At 62.9% G+C, this 19,116-nt stretch carries 18 protein-coding genes and 1 pseudogene; 13 read left to right on the top strand and 6 right to left on the bottom strand.

Translation table 11 applies throughout. The features are described 5' to 3' along the window. Nucleotides 1–51: 51 nt before the first annotated feature. The 4 genes from AC1RQP_RS28830 to AC1RQP_RS28815 are packed head-to-tail and all read right to left on the bottom strand — an operon-like array spanning nt 52 to nt 4,613. A complete protein-coding gene (locus tag AC1RQP_RS28830; RefSeq protein ID WP_492940005.1) occupies nt 52–1,275 on the bottom strand; it encodes an ABC transporter substrate-binding protein in 1,224 nt (407 codons plus the stop codon). A gap of 38 nt (nt 1,276–1,313) precedes the next feature. Beyond that, a complete protein-coding gene (locus AC1RQP_RS28825; RefSeq protein WP_492940002.1) occupies nt 1,314–2,555 on the bottom strand; it encodes an FAD-dependent monooxygenase in 1,242 nt (413 codons plus the stop codon). 59 nt (nt 2,556–2,614) lie between these two features. Further along, nucleotides 2,615–3,568 (bottom strand): PDR/VanB family oxidoreductase, encoded by a 954-nt coding sequence (locus AC1RQP_RS28820; RefSeq protein WP_492940000.1) that lies wholly within the window; start codon nt 3,566–3,568, stop codon nt 2,615–2,617. After that, the gene (locus tag AC1RQP_RS28815; RefSeq protein ID WP_492939998.1) at nt 3,555–4,613 is read right to left on the bottom strand and encodes a Rieske 2Fe-2S domain-containing protein; all 1,059 of its coding nucleotides are present in this window, start codon (nt 4,611–4,613) and stop codon (nt 3,555–3,557) included. The genes AC1RQP_RS28820 and AC1RQP_RS28815 overlap by 14 nt, the downstream gene beginning before the upstream one ends. Before the next feature lie 257 nt (nt 4,614–4,870). Between AC1RQP_RS28815 and AC1RQP_RS28810 the strand changes: the two genes are divergently transcribed. From AC1RQP_RS28810 to AC1RQP_RS28795, 4 genes are all read left to right on the top strand, one after another. After that, complete coding sequence (locus AC1RQP_RS28810; protein ID WP_492939996.1) at nt 4,871–5,641, top strand: TetR/AcrR family transcriptional regulator; 771 nt, start codon at nt 4,871–4,873, stop codon at nt 5,639–5,641. A gap of 100 nt (nt 5,642–5,741) precedes the next feature. Continuing rightward, nucleotides 5,742–6,425 (top strand): TetR/AcrR family transcriptional regulator, encoded by a 684-nt coding sequence (locus AC1RQP_RS28805; RefSeq protein WP_492939994.1) that lies wholly within the window; start codon nt 5,742–5,744, stop codon nt 6,423–6,425. A gap of 109 nt (nt 6,426–6,534) precedes the next feature. After that, nucleotides 6,535–7,566: a 2,5-dihydroxypyridine 5,6-dioxygenase NicX family protein gene (locus tag AC1RQP_RS28800; protein WP_492939992.1), complete on the top strand. Its 1,032-nt coding sequence runs from the start codon at nt 6,535–6,537 to the stop codon at nt 7,564–7,566. A 655-nt stretch (nt 7,567–8,221) separates the two neighbouring features. Next, nucleotides 8,222–8,635, top strand: a complete 414-nt coding sequence (locus AC1RQP_RS28795) for a hypothetical protein (protein ID WP_239626013.1) — start codon at nt 8,222–8,224, stop codon at nt 8,633–8,635. Nucleotides 8,636–8,881: 246 nt separating this feature from the next. Here AC1RQP_RS28795 and AC1RQP_RS28790 read toward each other — a convergent pair whose 3' ends face one another. Further along, on the bottom strand, nt 8,882–9,475 hold the full coding sequence (locus AC1RQP_RS28790) for a helix-turn-helix domain-containing protein (protein WP_492939990.1): 594 nt from the start codon (nt 9,473–9,475) through the stop codon (nt 8,882–8,884). Nucleotides 9,476–9,680: 205 nt separating this feature from the next. Between AC1RQP_RS28790 and AC1RQP_RS28785 the strand changes: the two genes are divergently transcribed. From AC1RQP_RS28785 to AC1RQP_RS28745, 9 genes and pseudogenes are all read left to right on the top strand, one after another. Then, the gene (locus AC1RQP_RS28785) at nt 9,681–10,913 is read left to right on the top strand and encodes a dienelactone hydrolase family protein (RefSeq protein ID WP_492939988.1); all 1,233 of its coding nucleotides are present in this window, start codon (nt 9,681–9,683) and stop codon (nt 10,911–10,913) included. A gap of 72 nt (nt 10,914–10,985) precedes the next feature. After that, nucleotides 10,986–12,524 carry an ABC transporter substrate-binding protein gene (locus AC1RQP_RS28780; RefSeq protein ID WP_492939986.1) on the top strand — a complete coding sequence of 513 codons (1,539 nt, stop codon included), beginning with the start codon at nt 10,986–10,988 and terminating at the stop codon, nt 12,522–12,524. Nucleotides 12,525–12,554: 30 nt separating this feature from the next. Further along, on the top strand, nt 12,555–13,562 hold the full coding sequence (locus AC1RQP_RS28775; RefSeq protein ID WP_492939984.1) for an ABC transporter permease: 1,008 nt from the start codon (nt 12,555–12,557) through the stop codon (nt 13,560–13,562). After that, nucleotides 13,555–14,442 (top strand): ABC transporter permease, encoded by an 888-nt coding sequence (locus AC1RQP_RS28770; protein WP_492939982.1) that lies wholly within the window; start codon nt 13,555–13,557, stop codon nt 14,440–14,442. The genes AC1RQP_RS28775 and AC1RQP_RS28770 overlap by 8 nt, the downstream gene beginning before the upstream one ends. Then, on the top strand, nt 14,439–15,314 hold the full coding sequence (locus tag AC1RQP_RS28765; RefSeq protein ID WP_492939980.1) for an ABC transporter ATP-binding protein: 876 nt from the start codon (nt 14,439–14,441) through the stop codon (nt 15,312–15,314). The genes AC1RQP_RS28770 and AC1RQP_RS28765 overlap by 4 nt, the downstream gene beginning before the upstream one ends. After that, nucleotides 15,311–16,165, top strand: a complete 855-nt coding sequence (locus AC1RQP_RS28760; RefSeq protein WP_239626024.1) for an ATP-binding cassette domain-containing protein — start codon at nt 15,311–15,313, stop codon at nt 16,163–16,165. Before AC1RQP_RS28765 ends, AC1RQP_RS28760 begins: the two co-directional genes overlap by 4 nt. Beyond that, entirely contained in the window at nt 16,162–16,881 is a 720-nt protein-coding gene (locus tag AC1RQP_RS28755; RefSeq protein ID WP_492939977.1) for an SDR family oxidoreductase, read from the top strand. Before AC1RQP_RS28760 ends, AC1RQP_RS28755 begins: the two co-directional genes overlap by 4 nt. 46 nt (nt 16,882–16,927) lie before the next feature. Continuing rightward, a pseudogene (locus AC1RQP_RS28750) lies at nt 16,928–17,218 on the top strand (VOC family protein); the annotation flags it as partial. Between the two features lie 237 nt (nt 17,219–17,455). Further along, nucleotides 17,456–17,746 carry a cation-transporting P-type ATPase gene (locus tag AC1RQP_RS28745; protein WP_239626028.1) on the top strand — a complete coding sequence of 97 codons (291 nt, stop codon included), beginning with the start codon at nt 17,456–17,458 and terminating at the stop codon, nt 17,744–17,746. Between the two features lie 301 nt (nt 17,747–18,047). Here the strand turns inward: AC1RQP_RS28745 and AC1RQP_RS28740 are convergent, their stop codons facing one another. Beyond that, nucleotides 18,048–19,109, bottom strand: a complete 1,062-nt coding sequence (locus AC1RQP_RS28740) for an ABC transporter ATP-binding protein (RefSeq protein WP_492939975.1) — start codon at nt 19,107–19,109, stop codon at nt 18,048–18,050. Nucleotides 19,110–19,116 lie beyond the last annotated feature (7 nt).

Below are 19,116 nucleotides of genomic sequence, written 5' to 3'. Positions count from 1 at the left end.
GCGGGGAATGACGACGGGCGCCCCACCGCATGCGGGGCGCCCGTCGTTGGATCAATCGGCGGGACGCAGCTTGCGCACCTCGTCGTCCGACGGCAGCAGCGTGTCGCCCGGCGCGAAGTGGTAGTCGACCATCACACCTTTGCCATCCTCGACCGCGAGCTTGCCGACATAGAGACCCCAGGTCGCCTGATGATCGATCTTGCGGAAAACCGTCTTGCCATCCGGCGTATCGAATTCGAGCCCTTCGAACGCCTTGATCATCGACTCGGTATCGGTCTTGCCGCCCGAGGCCGCCACACCGGCCGCGATGGCCTTGATCGTGGCGTAGCCGATGATGGAGCCGAAGCGCAGATTCTCCTTGCCGTATTTGGCCTGGTATTCGGTCAGGAAGGTCTGGTGGGCCGGCGTCTTGATGCTGTACCAGGGATAGCCGGTGACCACCCAATTTTTCGGAATCTCGTCGCGCAGCGGCTCGAGATATTCGGGCTGGCCGGTGATGATGCTGTAGACCGGCATGTTGTCGCCGAGGAAGCCGCGGGTGGTGCCCTCGCGGACGAACTGCGCCAGATCGGTTCCGAACAGCGCGTTGAACGTGGCTTCAGGCTTGGCGTCCGACAGCGCCTGGACGACGCTGCCGGCATCGATCTTGCCGAACGGCGGAGCCTGCTCGGTGACGAATTCGACATCCGGCTGGCGCTGCTTCATCAGCTTCTTGAAGACGTTCGCGGCCGACGTGCCGAACTCGTAGTTCGGATAGATGAGCGCCCAGCGCTTCTTCTTCAGCTTCACGGCATCGTCGACCAGCGAGGCGACGAGCATGTAGGTCGACGCGTCGAGGCGGAACGTGTAGCGGTTGCCGACGCTCCAGACGATGTTATCGCTCAAGGCCTCGGTGATCAGCGTGAAGCGGCGCTTCTGCTTGGCATAGTCCGTCAGTGCGGTGCCGATATGGGCGTAAAACGCGCCGGCGAGGATATCGACCTTCTCGCGGGTGATCAGATCCTCGGCCTGGCGGATCGCCTCGCCCGGATTGGCATTGTCGTCGCGGGTGATGAGCTCCAGCTTGCGGCCGGCGACGCCGCCCGCGGCATTGATCTGGTCGATCGCAAGCTGCATGCCTTTCTTGTAGCCGTCGGTGAAGACAGGCTGCGACTTGTAGCTATTGATCTCGCCGATCTTGATCGGCTCCTCGGCCATGGCCGCAGCCGAAGACAGGACACCGACGGCGGCGAGACTGGACAGCAAAACACGCATAAAACTCACTTTCTTGATCATTACGTCTATTCTCCGGTGAACGATGGGACCTCAAAACCTCAGGACGCGGCGCTCAGCGCCGGTGATGTGTCGAAACGATCGCGACAGATGCGGGCATCGTATTGGTAGACCCACTCCGCCTTGATGCCGACCGCGTTGGGATTGCGCGCCTGCTCCTCCTTGAAGGCGAGATCTCGCGCGCGCGACTCTTCCGGAGAAGCCAGGTGATAGGTGCGGCCGCGTTCGCGCGCCTCGAGCTGGACCCGCGCCGTACGCGGACGCCGCTCCATCTCATACGCGTCGAGTGCCGCGTCGAGCCTTCCAGGCCCGAAATAATCCAGCGCCTGCGCAAGGACGTAGGCGTCCTCGATCGCCATCGCCGCACCCTGCGACAGGAACGGCAGCATCGGATGAGCGGCATCACCGAGCAGCGTGACGTTCCCTTGCGACCAGCGTGCCATGGGATCACGGTCGAACAATCCCCATTTGTAGACCTGATCCGGATTGGTCCGAGCGAACAGCCGGACCAGATCGTCATGCCAGCCTGCATAGGCATCGAGCAGCTCCTGTGGCGTGCTCTTGGCCGTCCAGGATTCCTCGACCCATTCGTGGTTCTCGGCGACGGCGACGATGTTCACCATCGCGCCACCCTTGACGTAATAGGTCACCACATGCCCCTTGGGGCCCATCCAGAACGAGGATGTCGGCGTGACGAACGGCAACGGGTGCTGATCGACCGGAACGAGCGCGCGCCAACACATGTGACCCGTGTAGCTGGCCGGCTCCTGTCCCCACAATTCGGCCCGGATCACGGACCGAACGCCGTCGGCGCCGACCACGAGATCTGCAACATGCTCGCTACCGTCATCGAAGCAGGCGACCATCCGCCCTGCCCGCTGGCGCAGCCCCGTGCAGGCCCGGCCCAGGGTGACACGCTCCGGCGCGATGTCCTTGGCGAGCATCACGTGCAAATCGGCGCGATGGACATGATAGAACTCGGCCCCGAACACCCGCGGACACACGGCGCGGAGGGGGGTGCGGAACAACTCCTCTCCGCTCTGCCAATTCCAGCCGACCATGGCTTCGGGCAGGAAACCGGCGGCCTCGAGATCCTCGGCAAGGCCGAGCGCCTCCAGCACCTTGACCGCATTGGGCGTGACCTGAACGCCCGCGCCGATCTCGCCGAAGGCCGCAGCGCGCTCGAACACATGATAGTCGATGCCAAGCAGATCGAGGCTGCGCGCCAGCGCGACGCCGCCGATGCCACCGCCGATGATGGCCACGTGGAAAGGATGTTTCATGCGATCTCCCGGATTGGTCCTGGCAAGGCAGACTTGACAAGACTCAGATTTGGCAACGTTCAGATATCGAGTTCGAGCATGGTCCGGCCGCGCGAGCAGCAGGCCATCATGGTGGCCGAGGTTGCTCTCGCGGCCGGTGGAATGACCTGGTCGCGGTGATCGACCTCCCCCGAGAGCACGCGGACCTCGCAGGCTCCGCAGACGCCCTCTTCGCAGGAGTAGGACAGGTCGACCCCCGCGGCGATGCACGCGCTGAGCACGCTCTCGTCGGCGCCGACCTCCAAGGTGCGGCCGGAGCGGACGAGACGGATGCTGAAACTTCCCGAGGGCTCGGCCTGCTGCGGGGCCGCGGCAAAGCGCTCGCGATGCATCAGCTCGGGCGGGCGCCGCGCGGTCAGCGCATCGAACGCGTCGATCATGCGCTGCGGCCCGCAGCAATAAATAGGCGCATCGCGTGGCACCGACGGCAGCACGTCCGCCAAGCGCGGCGCAGGTCCGCGCGTGGAGTACAGATGCACGCTGCCATCGGTGATGCCGGCGAGCTCGTCGTGGAACAGCCCGGCCGCGGGACTGCGAGTCCAATAGTGCAATTGCACCGGCTGCTGCTGAGCGGCGAGGTTGCGATACATCGATATGATCGGCGTGATGCCGATGCCGCCGGCGAACAGATATCGGGTCGCGGGCGTCGCGGCTCCGAGCGCGAAATGATTGCGCGGAAGCGAGGCACGGTAGACGTCGCCCACCACCGACTGCCGATGCCAGCAGCGCGAACCGCCCCGCCCGTCGGGCGCCTCCTGAACGGCGATCTCGTAGCGATCCCCGGCAGGCTGCGGCCACAGCAGCGAATATTGCCGAACTAGTCCGGGCGCGATCTCCAAATCGAGATGCGCGCCGGGCTCGAACGCCGGCAGCGCGGATCCGTCGGGCGCGGCCAGCCGGTAGAGGTTGATGCCCGGGGCGCCAAAAACGATCTCGACCAGCCGCAAGCCCAGGCCGAGCTCAGATGACGCCATAGGAAATTCCCTTGGCACGCAACCATGTGCGATAGCGCTGGCCCATCAGGTCGGTGCGGTGATGCAACTCGTAGCGCAGCTCGGTCGGGATGCGCTCGGGCCGCTGCGACTCCACGATCTCGCGATCCTGCCCATAGACCACGTCGGCGCGCTCACGGACCGACTTCGGGTCGGGATGCGGCTGCACGTTCAGCGCCGCGCAGACGCGGACGATGGTCGTCTTCTCGTCGATGGGCTGGGCCGTGAAGAAGGTCGTGAACAGGTCGGAGTGATCGGAGACGATGTTTGCAGCAGCGTCGGCCTGTTGCGTCCGCTTGGAGAAATAGGCCACCAGCGGCCGGAACGTATGATAGGTGTAGAAGGCCATCAGCGGCACGCCACGCGCATCGCCGAACGGCTGGAACACCTTCACCTCCGAGGAACGAAGCCCGGTGTCGACCTCGTGCACGTCGTAGGGATCGAGCCGGTCCGGATGATCCATGACTCCGTTCAGGCCGGCATGCACGAAGGGAAAATGGCTGGCGTCGATGAAGTTCTCGATCGCACGGAAGCCGTTGGCCGCATAGCTGTAAGGTCCACTGTGGACCTTCAGGAAGCTCGCATCGTCCCACTGCGGAAACAGCGGCACGTCGACGCTGGGTTCGCCGAGGCAGACCCACACGAAGCCGTAGCGCTCGACCGCCAGATAAGGAAAGGCCCGCGCCTTCTTCATCGGCGTCTCGTCGGGCGCCGCGGGCATCAGGGTGCACCGGCCGCCCCCCTCATATTCCCAACCGTGATAGGGACAGACCACCCGGTCGTTCTTGATCCAGCCCTTGGACAGGCGGGCCCCACGATGGATGCACAAATCCTCCCAGACATGGATCTCGCCATCGTCCGTGCGCCACGCGATCAAGTCGCGCTCGAGCAAGCGAACCGGATGGATCTTGCCCGGGACGAAGTCCGACGCGAACCCCACGACATGCCAGTCATTAAGCAAGACGGGGTCCTGGCAGCCGTCCTGGGCAGTGATCGGCCGATGAGCTGATAAGGTCATGGCGGACATCGATGCTCCTTTACGGGACGTGGCGCCGCCACGTCATCTTAATTGGGTGACCATATAATTTCTTTATTGGTCGCCTATATAATTATCGTTTGCAATCCACATGCCACCTTGAGAAAAGGCGGAAAGCATCGCCATCTTCGTCCATTCGGGGGCAACTGCATGCGACTATCGCGATCTCGACAGAATTCCTTGCATCGATTCCGGGCACCATGCCGCCTCTTTGACACCGGCTGCGGCGCCGACGGAGCGAAGCACATATGAGTGGCGTGTCCGGCCGACGCGGCCTTCCCTCAACCGAGTCCCGCACCAAGCGTCCGGGCCGGCCGGAAGGCGGCAGCGGCAAGATGCGCGCGGACATCATGGATGCCGCAGAGGTCATCTTCGCCAATCAGGGCTATGCTGGAACCACACTGCGCGAGATTTCCGAGCAGGCCGGCGTGACGCAGGCCCTCATCACCTATTATTTCGGCACCAAATTCGGCCTGTTTCGCGAGACATTCCTGCGTCGCGCGTCTGTCATCGCCGATGCCAGGATCGAAAGCCTCGCCACGTTGAGGGCCGCCGGCCAGGCGAACGACGTCGTCGCCATCATCGAGGCGTTCCTGCAACCGATCCTGAATTTGCGCGTAACGGCGCAAGGACTGGCGTTCCTGCGCCTGCATGCGCGGCTGCACACCGAGCCGCCCAACCTGTCCTACGAGCTCCGCAAGACCGCCTATGATGAATCGACGACCCTCTATATCGAAGCGTTGCACAAGGCCCTGCCCCATCTCTCGCGCGTCGACATCCATTGGCGCATGACGCTGATGATCGGGACCTATCTCTATGCCTTGTCCGACACGAACCGGATGGAGGACATGATGCCGGAAGCCTATGATCCGCGGGACAATGAGAGATTGAAGGTAGAGACCGTTGCGTTCATCGCCGGCGGCATGCGCCGGGACGAGCCGCAGCGCCCCGCCGCTCCCTCAAAGAAGTCCCGGCGCAGACGATCAACCGGTAGACCAGCACCGCGATCGCAATCATGACATCCAATCGATATCGCGGACACGCCGGCTGGCACGGCGGGCTGTCGATTGCTATCCCACACGAGACGCTATCCCGTTCCCGGCCGATCGGCATGGTGGCGTGATCGAGGCACGCATGGCGGTGATAAAAACGGTTCGCAATGGAAAGAAACGCGGTGGACCGGGCCGCCCCGAGGGGCAGACTGAGAGCCGAGACGCGCTTCTCGACGCCGCCGAACGCTATTTCGCCGAGCGCGGCTATGCGGCGGCCAATCTGCGCGAGATCGCCGAAGCTGCCGAGGTCACGCAGGCCATGGCGAATTATTGGTTTGGCAGCAAGCAGGAGCTGTTCCGGCAGGTCTATCTGCGGCGCGGCGAATGGCTGGCCGAGCGTCGCATGGCGCTGCTCGGCGAGTTGACGGCGCGAAGGCGCTTCAAGGTCGAGGACGTGCTGCGCGCCTATGTGACGCCGCCCTTCGAGCTGCGGGCGTCGGCGCAGGGACGCGCCTTTCTGCGCCTCCAGGCCCGCCTCCATGCCGAGCCCGACGAAACGGCCTATCAACTGCGCCGCGAGGTCTATGACCGCCCGGTGCGCGCTTACGTCGAGGTACTGGCCGATTTGCTGCCGCATCTGACCGATGAGCGCTTGTATCTGCGTTTTGCCCAGTTCATCGGAATCTACATCTACATTCTTTCGGACGCGCACCGGATCGACGAGATCAGCGGAACGAAGCGCAGCGTCCCTCCGTCCGGCGATCTGATCGAGGAGGTCGTGCGCTTCACCACCCTTGGCTTTAAGGGCTGAGGCCGCCGCCAATTCGCGCATCCTGCCTCATAGGCCTGCCTATCACATGGGCTTGCCATTAAATTAATCCATCGTTTAATTTATCCCCGATTGACGAAGAGGATGAGTCATGGACCACGCCGGTTTCACCGAGATCTGCCTGCATCAGCTCAAGATGTCCGGTGTGCGCGACGGCGAGCGCCTGGTCGTTCTGACCCAGGGCAATGATCGCCTGTCCTACGCCGACGCCTTCATGGCCGCGGGCCAGCGGCTCGGCGCGCGGATGTATCACATGCGGCTGCCCACGCCTCTCCCGACTGCCGGCTGGAACGTCGGCGTCACTGGCCTGGCTGCCCTGCCCGACGCCGTCGAGGCCCTGAAGAATTGCGACATGCTGATCGACTGCGTCTTCCTGCTGTTCTCGCCGGAACAGTTCGCCATTCAGGCCGCGGGCACTCGCATTCTCACTGCGGTCGAGCCGCCGGAATTGCTGGCACGGATGCAGCCCTATCCCGAATTGCGCGAGAAGGTCGAGATCGCCGCCGGCCTTCTCGACGCGGCCAAGGTGATGCGGATCACCTCGCCGCACGGCACCGACGTGACCTACAAGCTGAACACCTATGACACGATCGCCGAATATGCCTGCAACGATACGCCGGGCCGCTGGGACCATTGGCCCTCCGGCTTCGTCTTCACTGGCGGCGACGATGACGGGGTCGATGGGCAGATCGTGGTCGCGCCCGGCGACATCCTGTTGCCGCAGAACATCATGGTCCGCGATCCCATCACCTACACAATCGAGCGAGGCTGGGTCACGGACATCAGGGGCGGGCTCGAGGCCGAGATCGTCAAGGCCTACATGGAATCCTTCAACGATAGGCGCGGCTACGGCATGAGCCATGTCGGCTGGGGCATGAACCCTCAGGCACGCTGGCACAATTTCGTCCCCGGCGAGTTTCCCGGAGGGATGGGCATGGAGCCGCGCAGCTTCTACGGCAATGTCATGTTTTCGACCGGCCCCAACAACGAACTCGGCGGCCCCAACACCACCGCGTGCCATCTCGACATCCCCATGCGCAACTGCTCGCTGCTGCTGGATGACGAAGCGATCGTGATCGACGGCGAGGTCGTCGTGAAGGATATTCAGATGAGCCGCAACTAAAGCGAGACGAGATCAGCGATCTCATCGGCCCGCCAGCTCCATCTAAGAAGCGGCATTAACAATGTCGTTCCATTCTCTGGTTGCTCAGTATCCGATGCCAGCGCCAGCGATCCTCGCTTGTCGTCAGCGTCTGCGTTTCTTCGCCCCGCTATAACAATATCCCAATCGTAGGCTCGCGGTGTCCAAGCTTTGTCACCTTTGGAGACCACGTAACGACGCATCATCGCGGGCCGGGCGAACCCAATTCGCCGACTCACGAGTAAGGACAGAGGATAGGACGGTGACGATGAGTCCGTCGCGCCGTCCGCCGAAACCATTCAGCGGTTTGGAAACGCAAGCGCTTCCTCACGCAGCAACAGCCTGGAGGTCGCAGGCTGGCTGGTGGAATGGCTGAGTCATCATGCTCGTCGACCCTAGCCGCAGGCAATAAAAAGCAGTTCGAATATGCCGCTGATTTCTGCTTTTGCCCGCGGCGGACTCTGGCTCAGAGCGCAGCGAGGTCTGCTTCCTGAGGGTGACCCGAACAGAGGAACACACGTGATCCAAGGCGGCCTCTGGATCCGAAGCGGACCTCGCTACCCCCTTGACGGATGGTAGTTGTCCTGACCCAAACTCCCAAACTAAGGTCGAGACAACGTTCGTTGGGATGGGCCGAATGCTAACAGTTGTTGTTGCACAGATGTTGTTCCAGCAGCATTTGAGTGACACCCCTAGGGCCAATCACTCGCGGGTAGTGGCCCACATGATGCGGACGCTTGCGCCGGGCTTTTCGGCTTCTGCTGAGCTTTGGGAAGTCGTTGGCCTGCGCCATGATCTCGATTACTTTCACACATTGGACAACTGGAGCCAGCACGGTCTGCTGACGGTTCGCTGGCTTGGAAACAACATCCCCGCTGAGGCTCAAGATGCAATCGCTGCGCACGATCATCGCACGGGCATCCAGGCGGATAGGGTCCTCGCCGACATGCTGAAGACGGCAGATGCCATCGCAATCATTGACGAGAGACTGGGACGCACCACGCTCTGTGACTCGGACCGAGCGAAGCCTTACTGGTGGAGAACTTTGTGAAGCAATATTCGTACATCAACAACGGATTGGTCCGAAGCTGGCACATCCGCGAATGGGCTACAGTCGTCGGCAAGGATGCGTCCTAGATCATGCGGCCGGAATGATGGCAAGAACCTGCCAGTGCCGACCGCCGCACGGGATACAGTCTGCGACGCGCTCACCGGAGACCCGTAAGTCGCATGTTCGAGTCATGCCGGGATTACCAATCTCTCCCTTTGCAATCGCAGGCGAGACTGCACAGCAGCTTCACGGGTGATGCCGCCGTATGATCGCGGCCTGGGCGGCCTGCGTATAGAGGCTCGACGCCAGTTCGAGATGGGAGCCCGCGGCCTCCGACTTTTCGGCCCAGTCGTCCAGTGCTTCCAACATCGGCGGGAGCGTTTCCGCGCGCAAGGCTGCATAGGCTTCAGTGACGTCGTGGCCCCGGTCGGTCACGCGGTAGCGCGTCTCCTTGCGCGATGACGAGCCCTCGGTCTCGATCAAACCGGCCTTCACAAGCTTGCGAGTCGCATATTGCAGATTGGGGACGTCGACGCGGTTGAGCAGCTGGCCGATCTCTGACAGTCGCTTGGGTTCATCGCCCATGCGCACCACGTTGAGCACGGCGACGTCATCTCCGGTCAACGGCACGTCGCAGACGGCGGCAAGGCAGGCAGCCTTCCAGCGATAATAGGCTTGCGCCAGCCGCTCCAGCCTGAACTCGAACTCGGAGAGGCGCAGCTCGGTCTCGGTGCGCGCCAGGTGCCACGAGCCTGGCCGCTCCGTCGCGGCCGGCCGCTGCTTGTCTCTCGCGGCGATACCCGTTCGTCGCGCGGCCGCCTTCTGCGTCTTCCTCAACATCGTCTCCTGATTCCCGCCCTCGCTTACTGCCTGGGCAGGCTGTGCTCAATCTATGCTATTTACAAGTTCGATTCTTACATTAAAAATTCAATTAAGAAAGCATGATGAAAAGGCAACCGTCTTCGCCTCGTGCCCGACGCGTCAAACAGACGCGCCGTGATGGGGGAAGGCTCCAGGGGCTCAACGAGGAGAGGGGACGATCACGATGGCTGGACAGTGGATCGAGATCGCTGCCAAGGATGGCGGCACGTTCAAGGGGTACCTCGCGGTCCCAGCTTCGGGCTCCGGTCCCGGCATCCTGCTGTTGCAGGAGATTTTCGGCGTCAACGAATCGATGCGTGAGGTTGCCGACCATTACGCCGAGGAAGGCTATGTGGTGCTGGCACCCGATCTGTTCTGGCGCATGGAGCCCGGCGTCGAGCTCGGCTACACCGAGGCCGATTTCGGCAAGGCAATGGGCTATTACCAACGCTTCGATGCCAATCAGTCGATCAAGGACGCCGCCGACGGGCTGAAGGTGCTGCGCGCGCGTCCCGAATGCAAGGGCAAGGTCGGTGCGCTCGGCTTCTGTCTTGGCGGCAAGCTTGCTTATCTCGTTGCCGCGCGGACGGATGTCGACTGCGCCGTCAGCTATTACGGCGTCGGCATCGAGGCCGATCTTAGCGAAGCGGCCGACGTCAAATGCCCCGTGGTCTTCCATTTCGCCGAGCTCGATCGCTTTGCGCCGGCGGAAGCGCGAGCGCAGATCATGGCGGCGTTCAAGGGCCGGCCTGAGATCGAATTCTACCTCTACCCCGGTTGCGACCACGCCTTCGCTGCGCCGGAGCGCACCAGCTTCAACAAGCCCGCGACGCTGATGGCCTATACGCGCTCGATCGCGCTGTTCCGGAAGGTGCTGGGCCCGCACTACGACCTCTCGGCGCTGTGGGACAAGCACACCGAACTCGAATTCGCGACGCGGTCGGCCGAGCAGACCATGACGACCATGGTTGCCGAGCCCTATGTCAACCACATCCCGACCATGACGGGTGGTGTGGGCTATCGTGACCTGCTGCGCTTCTACAAGAACCACTTCATTCCGAAGACGCCGCAGGACACCAAGCTGGTGCCGATCTCCCGTACCATCGGTTCGGACCGCATCGTCGACGAGATGCTGTTCTGCTTCACCCACGACATCGAGATCGACTGGATGCTGCCCGGCGTGCCGCCGACCGGCAAGTATGTCGAGATCCCGCTGGTGGCGATCGTGCGCTTCCGTGGCGACAAGCTCTACAACGAGCACATCTATTGGGACCAGGCGTCGGTGCTGGTGCAGATCGGCCTGATCGATCCAAGCAAGCTGCCGGTGGCCGGCGTCGAGACCGCCAAGAAGTTGGTCGATGAATCGCTGCCGTCCAACACGCTGATGGCGCGCTGGTCCGAGAGCGCCGGGAAATAAGCAGATCTGATCGACGGCGCCGTTTTCGCAAATGCTCGCAATCTCTCGTCCATCGTGTTGGGGGTCATGAACATGTCGTATCTCTCTCGTCGCTCGCTTCTCCAGCTTGCCGGCGGCGTCGCCGCGCTGCCGCTCGCCTCGGGTCTCACCGGTGGCGCACTTGCGGCTACGCCGGGCACGCTGACCATCGCTTACAACGTCAATTTGCCGTCGTTCGATCCGACTGTCGGCCTCTCGGCCGTGAACCCGACCATCCAGTCGATCTATCAGGCGGTGTTCGACCCCTATATCAGCCAGGCGCCGGACCTCTCCTTCAAGCCCGGGCTGCTGACGAAATGGGGATGGAACGAGGATCGCACCAAGATCACGATGGATGTGCGCAAGGGCGCGACCTGGCATGACGGCTCACCGGTGACGCCTGAGGATGTCGTCTGGTCGCTTACCCGCGCGGCGGATCCGAAAGGCGGCAATCCGATCCAGTTCGTCTGGGCCAAGGTCGGCAATTACACGATCGACGGCAACACCATCACCGGCGACGTGCTCGAATTCGAGCCGACGCTGTTCAAATGGATGGCGTTCCTCACCGGTTATATTCTGCCTAAGGCCTATTTCGAGAAGGTCGGTGCCGAAGGTTTCGAGAAGGCGCCGATCGGATCGGGCCCCTACAAGGTCGATGCCTTCGAGCGCAACGCCTTCCTGCGGCTGAAGGCGCATCCTGGCTACTGGGGCGGCAAGCCGGCTTTCGAGACCGTGGTTTTCAAGTTCATCACCGATCCGACGAGCCGCGTGGCCGAGATGGAATCCGGCGGCTCGGATCTCACCTTTGAGATCCCTTACGAAGAGTTCGACCGCCTCAAAGCCAAGCCGGGATTGGCAGGGCAGACCAAGCCGGTGTCCGACATCGCTATGATCTTCATCACCGACATCGACCCAATGCTCGACCGCAACGTGCGGCTCGCCGCCCACCATGCGATCGACAAGAAGGCGATCGTCGACCGGCTTCTCAAGGGCTACGGCGTGCCGATCTCGACACTCGAGGCGCCGGGCTACGCGGCCTTCGATCCCTCCATCAAAGTTGCCTACGATCCCCAGTTTGCGAAAAGCCTGCTCGCCAAGAGCGGCTATTCTCCGGACAAGCCGGTCAAGTTCACGATCCAGACCACGCGAGGCTTCAAGCCGAAGGACTACGAGATGATCCAGGCGATCGTCGGCATGTGGCGCAAGGTCGGCATCGACGCCAATATCGAGATATACGAGATCGCCAAGCATTTCGAGTTGCGCGCACGCCACGCGCTGGCGCCGGCCGCCTTCTACAATTGGGGCAACGCGATCGGCGATCCCTCGACCTCGACCGGCTTTGCGATGTTCGGTCCCTCGCCGCATTGCGCCTGGAAGGGCAAGGATCTCGTCGAGCGCATTGGGCCTCTCTGGGGCGAGAAAGACGAAGCCAAGCGTATCGCCGGCTACAAGGCCGTCGACAAGTACATTGCCGAGGAGGGCGAGGTGATTCCGCTGTTCCAATATGTGCAGCCGATCATCCACAAGAAGGGTCTCAAGGTCGTGTCGCAATCCAACGGCATGATCCTTCCGCAGCTCGTCACGCCGGCTTGAGCCGCCGGCTAGGAAAAAGGGGGCACAAGGATGCGATGGGGCGAGCTGATCAGGCGACTCGTCCTCGTCCCGCCCACATTGTTCGGTGTGGCGGTGATCGTCTTCGTGCTGCTGCGCGTCGTACCGGGCGATCCCATTGCCATGATGATCCCGCCCGGCGCCTCGGAGGCCGACATCGGCCGGCTCCGTGCGCTCTATGGCCTCGACCAGCCGATCCTCCAACAATTTGCGACCTGGCTTGGCCAGGTCGCAAGCGGCGATTTCGGCCGCTCCATCAGCCTGCGGCAAAACGTACTGGAATTGCTGCTGGCGCGGCTGCCGGCCACAATCGAGCTTGCGCTGGTGGCGACGATGATCGCCGTCGTGATTGGCGTTGTCGCAGCGCTTGTCGGCATTCTGCTGCGGGGCCGGCGCGCCGAATGGGTCGTCGATGGCGGCATCGGCGTGCTGCTTGCGATTCCGGATTTCCTCTGGGCGCTGATCCTGCTGCTGTTGTTTGGTGTGCTGATTCCGCTGCTGCCGATCTCCGGCCGGATCGATCCGGAGATCGACCTCAACCTGCACAGCAATTTCTTCCTGATCGAGAGCATCCTAACCGGCCACTTCGACGTCGCCTTCGCGCTTCTGCATCACATGATCCTGCCGGCGCTCGCGTTGGCGCTGCCGTTTGCGGCTCTGGTGGCGCGTCTGTTGAAAGCCTCGCTGGCGGAATCCGAGGATCAGGACTATGCCCAGATCGCGCGCGCCCGCGGCTATTCGCGCCCGAACATCCTGCTGCACGAGGTGTTTCCTAACGCGCTGATCCCGACGGTCGCGCTCGGCGGGGTCCAGGTGACGCTGCTGCTCGGCGGCACCGTGCTGGTCGAGCGCATCTTCTCCTATGAGGGTATCGGCAACATGGCGATCGATGCGGTGATCAACCGCGACTTTCCGCTGATCCAGGGCTTGGTCCTGACTTTTGCGGTGCTGTTCATTGCGCTCAATCTCTTGGTCGATCTCGTGGTCACCATGCTGGATCCGAGGCTGCGCCATGGCTAAAATCGCAATCGCCTCCATTGCCGCGCCGCCGTCGCGCCTGCTTGCGGGCTTGAGGCGGGGCGGTCCGCGTCTCTGGATCGGCACGGTGCTGGTCGCTCTCCTGGTGCTGTCCGCGATATTCGCGCCCGTGTTCGCGCCGCACGATCCGCTTGAGCAGGATTTGATGTCGGCGCAATTGCCGCCGGCCTGGATGACTGGCGGGGATCACGCGTATCTCCTCGGCACGGACAGCCTCGGCCGCTGCGTGCTGTCGCGCCTGACCTATTCGGCGCGTACGGCCGTGATGGTCGCACTGATCGCGGCAACGCTAGCGGCGCTGATCGGCATCGCGCTCGGCCTGTTTGCCGGGAGTTTTGGCGGCTGGGTCGATCAGTCCATCTCGCGGCTGATCGACGTCTGGATGGCCTTTCCGCCGGTGCTGCTGTCGATCGTGCTGGCTGCAGCGATCGGCGCCGGACTGACCTCGGTGATCGCCGCGATCGTGGTGATCGATTGGACGCGCTTTGCCCGCGTCATTCGCGCCGAGACCATGGTGCAGCTCACGCACGACTATGCGGCCGCCGCGCAAGTGATCGGCCTGAGCCGGGCCAGGCTGCTGCGGCTGGAGATATTGCCCAACCTTGTTCCGCTGCTGGTGACCCTCCTCGCCGTCGAGATGGGTATTGCGATCCTGGTCGAGGTCATCCTGTCCTTTGTCGGCATCTCGGTGGCCGGTGACACGCCGACCTGGGGCAGCATGATCGCTGAGGGTCGCCAGATCGTCTATCAGGCGCCGTGGATCATGGCGCTGCCGATCGTCTGCATCATCACCAGCGTGATCGGCCTCAATCTGTTCGGCGACGGCCTGCGTCTCGCGCTAGATCCGGTACAACGCTCATGACGGCGACACTCGCGGTGGAGGGGCTGAAGGTCGCGATCGGCGCCGCCAATGTGCTGCGCGGTGTCAGCCTCGATGTGCAGCCGGGCGAGGTCCGCGGGCTGGTCGGCGAATCCGGCGCCGGGAAGTCCATGCTCGGTCGTGCCGTGCTCGGGCTGTTGCCGGCGAACGCAAGCGTCACCGCAGGGCGCATCGCCTTCGAGGGCAGCGATCTGCTGGCCATGGCCGAGGCCGAACGCCGCAGCCTGCTCGGCCGCCGCATTGCGCTCATCCCGCAGGATCCGATGACCTCGCTTAATCCGGTGAAACGCATTGGAGGGCAGATTGGCAATCTGCTGCGGCATCATCTCGGCCTGTCGAAGCGTGCGGCGCTGGCCCGCGCCACCGAGCTTCTGGCCGAGGTTGCGATCCGTGACCCCGAGCGGGTCCTCGCGCTCTTTCCGCACGAGATCTCCGGCGGCATGCGCCAGCGCGTGCTGATCGCGATGGCTTTTTCCTGTGATCCCGCGCTCGTCATTGCCGACGAGCCGACCACGGCGCTCGACGTTACCGTCCAGCGCCAGGTGCTGCAGCTCGTCGAGCGGTTACGCCTGCGCCATGGCGGCGCCGTGCTGTTCGTCACCCACGACCTCGGCGTGGTCGCCAAGATCTGCCGCAGCATGACGGTGCTGCATGCCGGCCGGGTGCTGGAGGAGGGCGAGACGGCCAACGTGCTGGTGCGACCGCGCCATGCGTATACCCGTGCGCTGCTCGCCGCGACGCCGCGCGCCGACCGGCCTGCCGAAGCGCTGCGTCCAGTGCCGCCTGATCTCATCGACCAATTGTGGTCGGAGGCGCACCGGCTCGATCAGGTTCCGGCGGTGGGTGCGGCATGAGCGATATCCTGCTCCAGACAGGCAGCCTCGGCTTCGGCTATCCGCAGCGTAACGGCCTGTTCGGGAAGCCGACTCTTCGCGAAGTGATCAAGGGCGTCAATCTCGCGGTGCCGCGTGGCTCGGTGGTGGGTCTCGTCGGGGAATCCGGTTCCGGCAAGACCACGCTCGGCCGCTTGCTGGTGCGGCTGTTGAAGCCGACCTCTGGTGGCATCCAGTTTGACGGCCTCGAGATAGGTCAGCTCGACGAGGCCGCGCTGCGCCCGTTGCGCGCGCGCATCCAGATGATCTTTCAGGACCCGCAGTCTTCGCTCAATCCGCGGCTCCGGCTCGGCACGACGCTGACGCGCCCGCTCGGCGTGCACGGGCGGCTGAAGGGCAAGCGCGATCAGCGCGAGCGCGCGGCAGCGCTGCTCGATCTGGTCGGCCTGCCGTCCGATTTCGCCAATCGCTATCCGCACGAATTGTCCGGCGGCCAGCGCCAGCGCGCCGGCATCGCACGCGCCCTTGCGCTCGAGCCCGATTTCATCGTTGCCGACGAGATCGTGTCGGGTCTCGACGTCTCGACCCAGGCGCACATCCTGCTGCTGCTGAAGGAGTTGCGCACGCGGCTTGGCCTCACCATGGTGTTCATCAGCCATGACCTCTCGGTCGTGCGAGTGCTTTGCGACGACGTCGCAATCCTGCATCACGGCGAAGTGGTCGAATCCGGCCCGGTCGCACGCGTGTTCGGTGCTCCGCAGCACGCCTATACGCGGCAATTGCTCGCCGCGATTCCGTTGCCCGATGTCGAGCCGGGCTGGCTCGATGAATCCTCGGTCGTCTCTCCGCAACAACAAGGATCGGCCGCATGACCGAGACAATCAAAGGTTCCGTCGTGCTCGTCACAGGTGCTGCCGGAGCGATCGCGCAGGCGCTCATGGCCGAACTGAAGGCGCGCGGGGCTGCGAAGATCTATGCTACCGCGCGCGATGTTTTCGCCCTGACAGCCTCGGACGGCATCGTGCCCGTCAAGATGGACGTGACGAGCGACGACGATGTGGCGAAAGCCGCCGGTCAGTTCGGCGACGTCGCGGTGCTGATCAACAATGCCGGAATCAACCACAACACCGGCTTCATGGTCGCTCCCGATCTTGCGATCGCCCGCGAGGAGATTGAGATCAACTATCTCGCGCCGCTGCGGGTGACCAAGGCCTTCGCGCCCGCGCTGGTCAGGAACAAGGGGGCGGTCCTCAACATCCTCACCATCCTCGCACGCGTGAATCTGCCATTCATGGGATCGTACTGCGCCTCCAAGGCGGCGGGCCTCAGCCTGACTCAGGGCCTGCGCGGCGATCTCGGCCCGAGGGGCGTGCGTGTCGTTGCTGCACTTCCCGGTGCGATCGACACCCGCATGACTGCGATGCTGACTATCCCGAAGATGACGACCGCGGATGCGGCGAAGGAAATCCTCGACGGCTTCGAGGCCGGCGAGGAGGAGATCTATGTCGGCGAGATGGCGCGCGGCCTTGCACAAGGCCTTGCCCATGATCCCAAGGGTGTCGAACGCCAGCTGGCGTCGCCGGGTTGAATTTCGCGTCAGACGTTGTGCTGCTGCAAACCATGAGGAAGTGATCATGATCCCGTTGAGAGTACTGCTTGCCTCCGCCGTATTGTCGCTCGGAGCCTCGATCCTGCCGGCTTCAGCGGATTCCATTCCGGGCCTGCGTGGTCACGACCACACCGGCATCACCGTGCCGGACGTGAAGGCCGCGGCTGCGTTCTTCACCGACGTCCTCGGCTGCTCGCATGCGATGTCGTTCGGACCGTTCATGGACGACAAGGGCACCTTCATGCAGGACGTCGTCAACGTGAACCCGCGCGCCGTCATCGACGAGATCAGCATGGTCCGCTGCGGCTACGGCTCTCCGGCGCAATCTTCGATGAACGTGCGTGGGAAGCGGCCCGTGTTGTCGCCGAAAACGTTGCGGGTGTGAAGGGCGTGATCGATCAAATCGCCTGGATCGAACCGATGTCCGGCATGTGCATCCTGCCTGAACCCACACAACAGGCATGATCGCTTGATCCCCAGACTGACCTGTCCTGTCGCATAAGGACTGGGGCAGGCGGTCATCGTCCGGTATCAATGGTGAGAGGTCCGGAACGTGGAATCCGATAAAGATCAGCACGACACGTTCTCGGCTGGCGGCCTTTCCAACAATGTCCCTGGAACCCAGGCAGGCCTTTCCCAAGAGGAAGCCGAGCGCCGGCTCGTCGAAACCGGTCCGAATGAGCTGGCCTCGGACGGGGGACACCCGGTTCGCCGGGCGCTACGCCATTTCTGGTTACCGGTGCCCTGGATGCTGGAGATCACTATCGTCCTGCAACTGGCAGCCGGCGAGCGACTGGAACATCTCGGAGACCGGAGCGACGAGAACTGCCAGAATGGTAGGTAGCGCTATGTTCGTCGCGATCCAACTCAAGATTGCGATCGTCTCAGGCGACACCTGATACTGCTTGGTATCCTCCGGAGACTCTTCGTAGAACATCGCATTCCGCGAAATCACGTCCTAAACTTTTGCGACGACCTTATCAAGATCAGGCATTGACGTTCCCACTTCGAGCTCAGGCTCGCGGTTTCATCGAACCGCAGTCTTAGTCATTGGCATAATTCGCAGCGTATTGCCGACGTTGAAGGCGCCTATGACATTAGCTATCGTCGGATTATTGATCGTCTAGTGCGCATGACCAACGCCGTTACCTTGTTTCGGGCGCGAATGCCACGATGTCATCGGATCCCACGATCAATCCGACCTCGGCGCCGACCGGGCAGGACGACAAGGCCGCGATCCCTGCCGTGCGCAACAGGAGGGGCCCACGCGCAACGCCGACGACGTTGACATAGAGATCGGTGTGATCGCCCTGAAAGATCTGCGCAGTCACCGTTCCGCGCAGCGCACCTGGCGTGTCTGCCGAGGTCACAGCGAGATGCTCCGGCCGAATGAAGACGTCCGCAACGTCAGCAATAGCCAGCCTCTCAAGCGGCGCGGCCGGAACACCGAGACGCATATCGCCGATGGATACGATAGCAACCTCATCGTGCCGCGCGACGAGACATCCGGCCAGTACATTCACATCGCCGACGAAGGACGCGACGAAACGATCCGCTGGCCGGCGATAGACATCACCAGGCGCTGCGACCTGACGTATCCGCCCCTCCGACATCACCGCGATGCGATCCGACATTGAGAGCGCCTCACCCTGATCATGCGTCACGAAGATCGTGGTGACGCCAAGCTCGCGCTGGATCTGCTTGAGTTCGACTTGCATCGAGCCGCGTAGATTCTTGTCCAGCGCCGAGAATGGCTCGTCGAGCAGAAGCACCTTCGGCTTGATCACGAGTGCGCGGGCCAATGCGACACGCTGCTGCTGGCCGCCTGACAGCTGCCGCGGCTTGCGGTCACCGAACCCGTCCAGCTTGACCAGTGACAGCGCCTCTTCGACCCGGCGCGCAATCTCCTTCCTATCGATACCGCGAGTTTTCAAACCGTAGGCGATATTTTTCGCGACGCTCATATGCGGAAACAGCGCATAATTCTGGAACACGATACCGATCTCACGCTGATGGGCTGGAGTTTCGGTAACCAGGGTACCCTCGATAAAGATTTCACCGTTATCGGCTTCGAGAAAGCCGGCAACGAGATTGAGGAGCGTGGTCTTTCCGCAGCCAGACGGACCGAGCAGAGTCATAAACTCCGCCGGCTCGATCTTGAGCCAGGCCTCATGAAGGGCAATGGACTCGCCGAAGCGCTTGGTCACGCCGTCG

This window comes from Bradyrhizobium sp. GW821-FHT13H06 (genome assembly GCF_058803975.1).
This window is presented reverse-complemented; position numbering and strand designations above follow the sequence as displayed.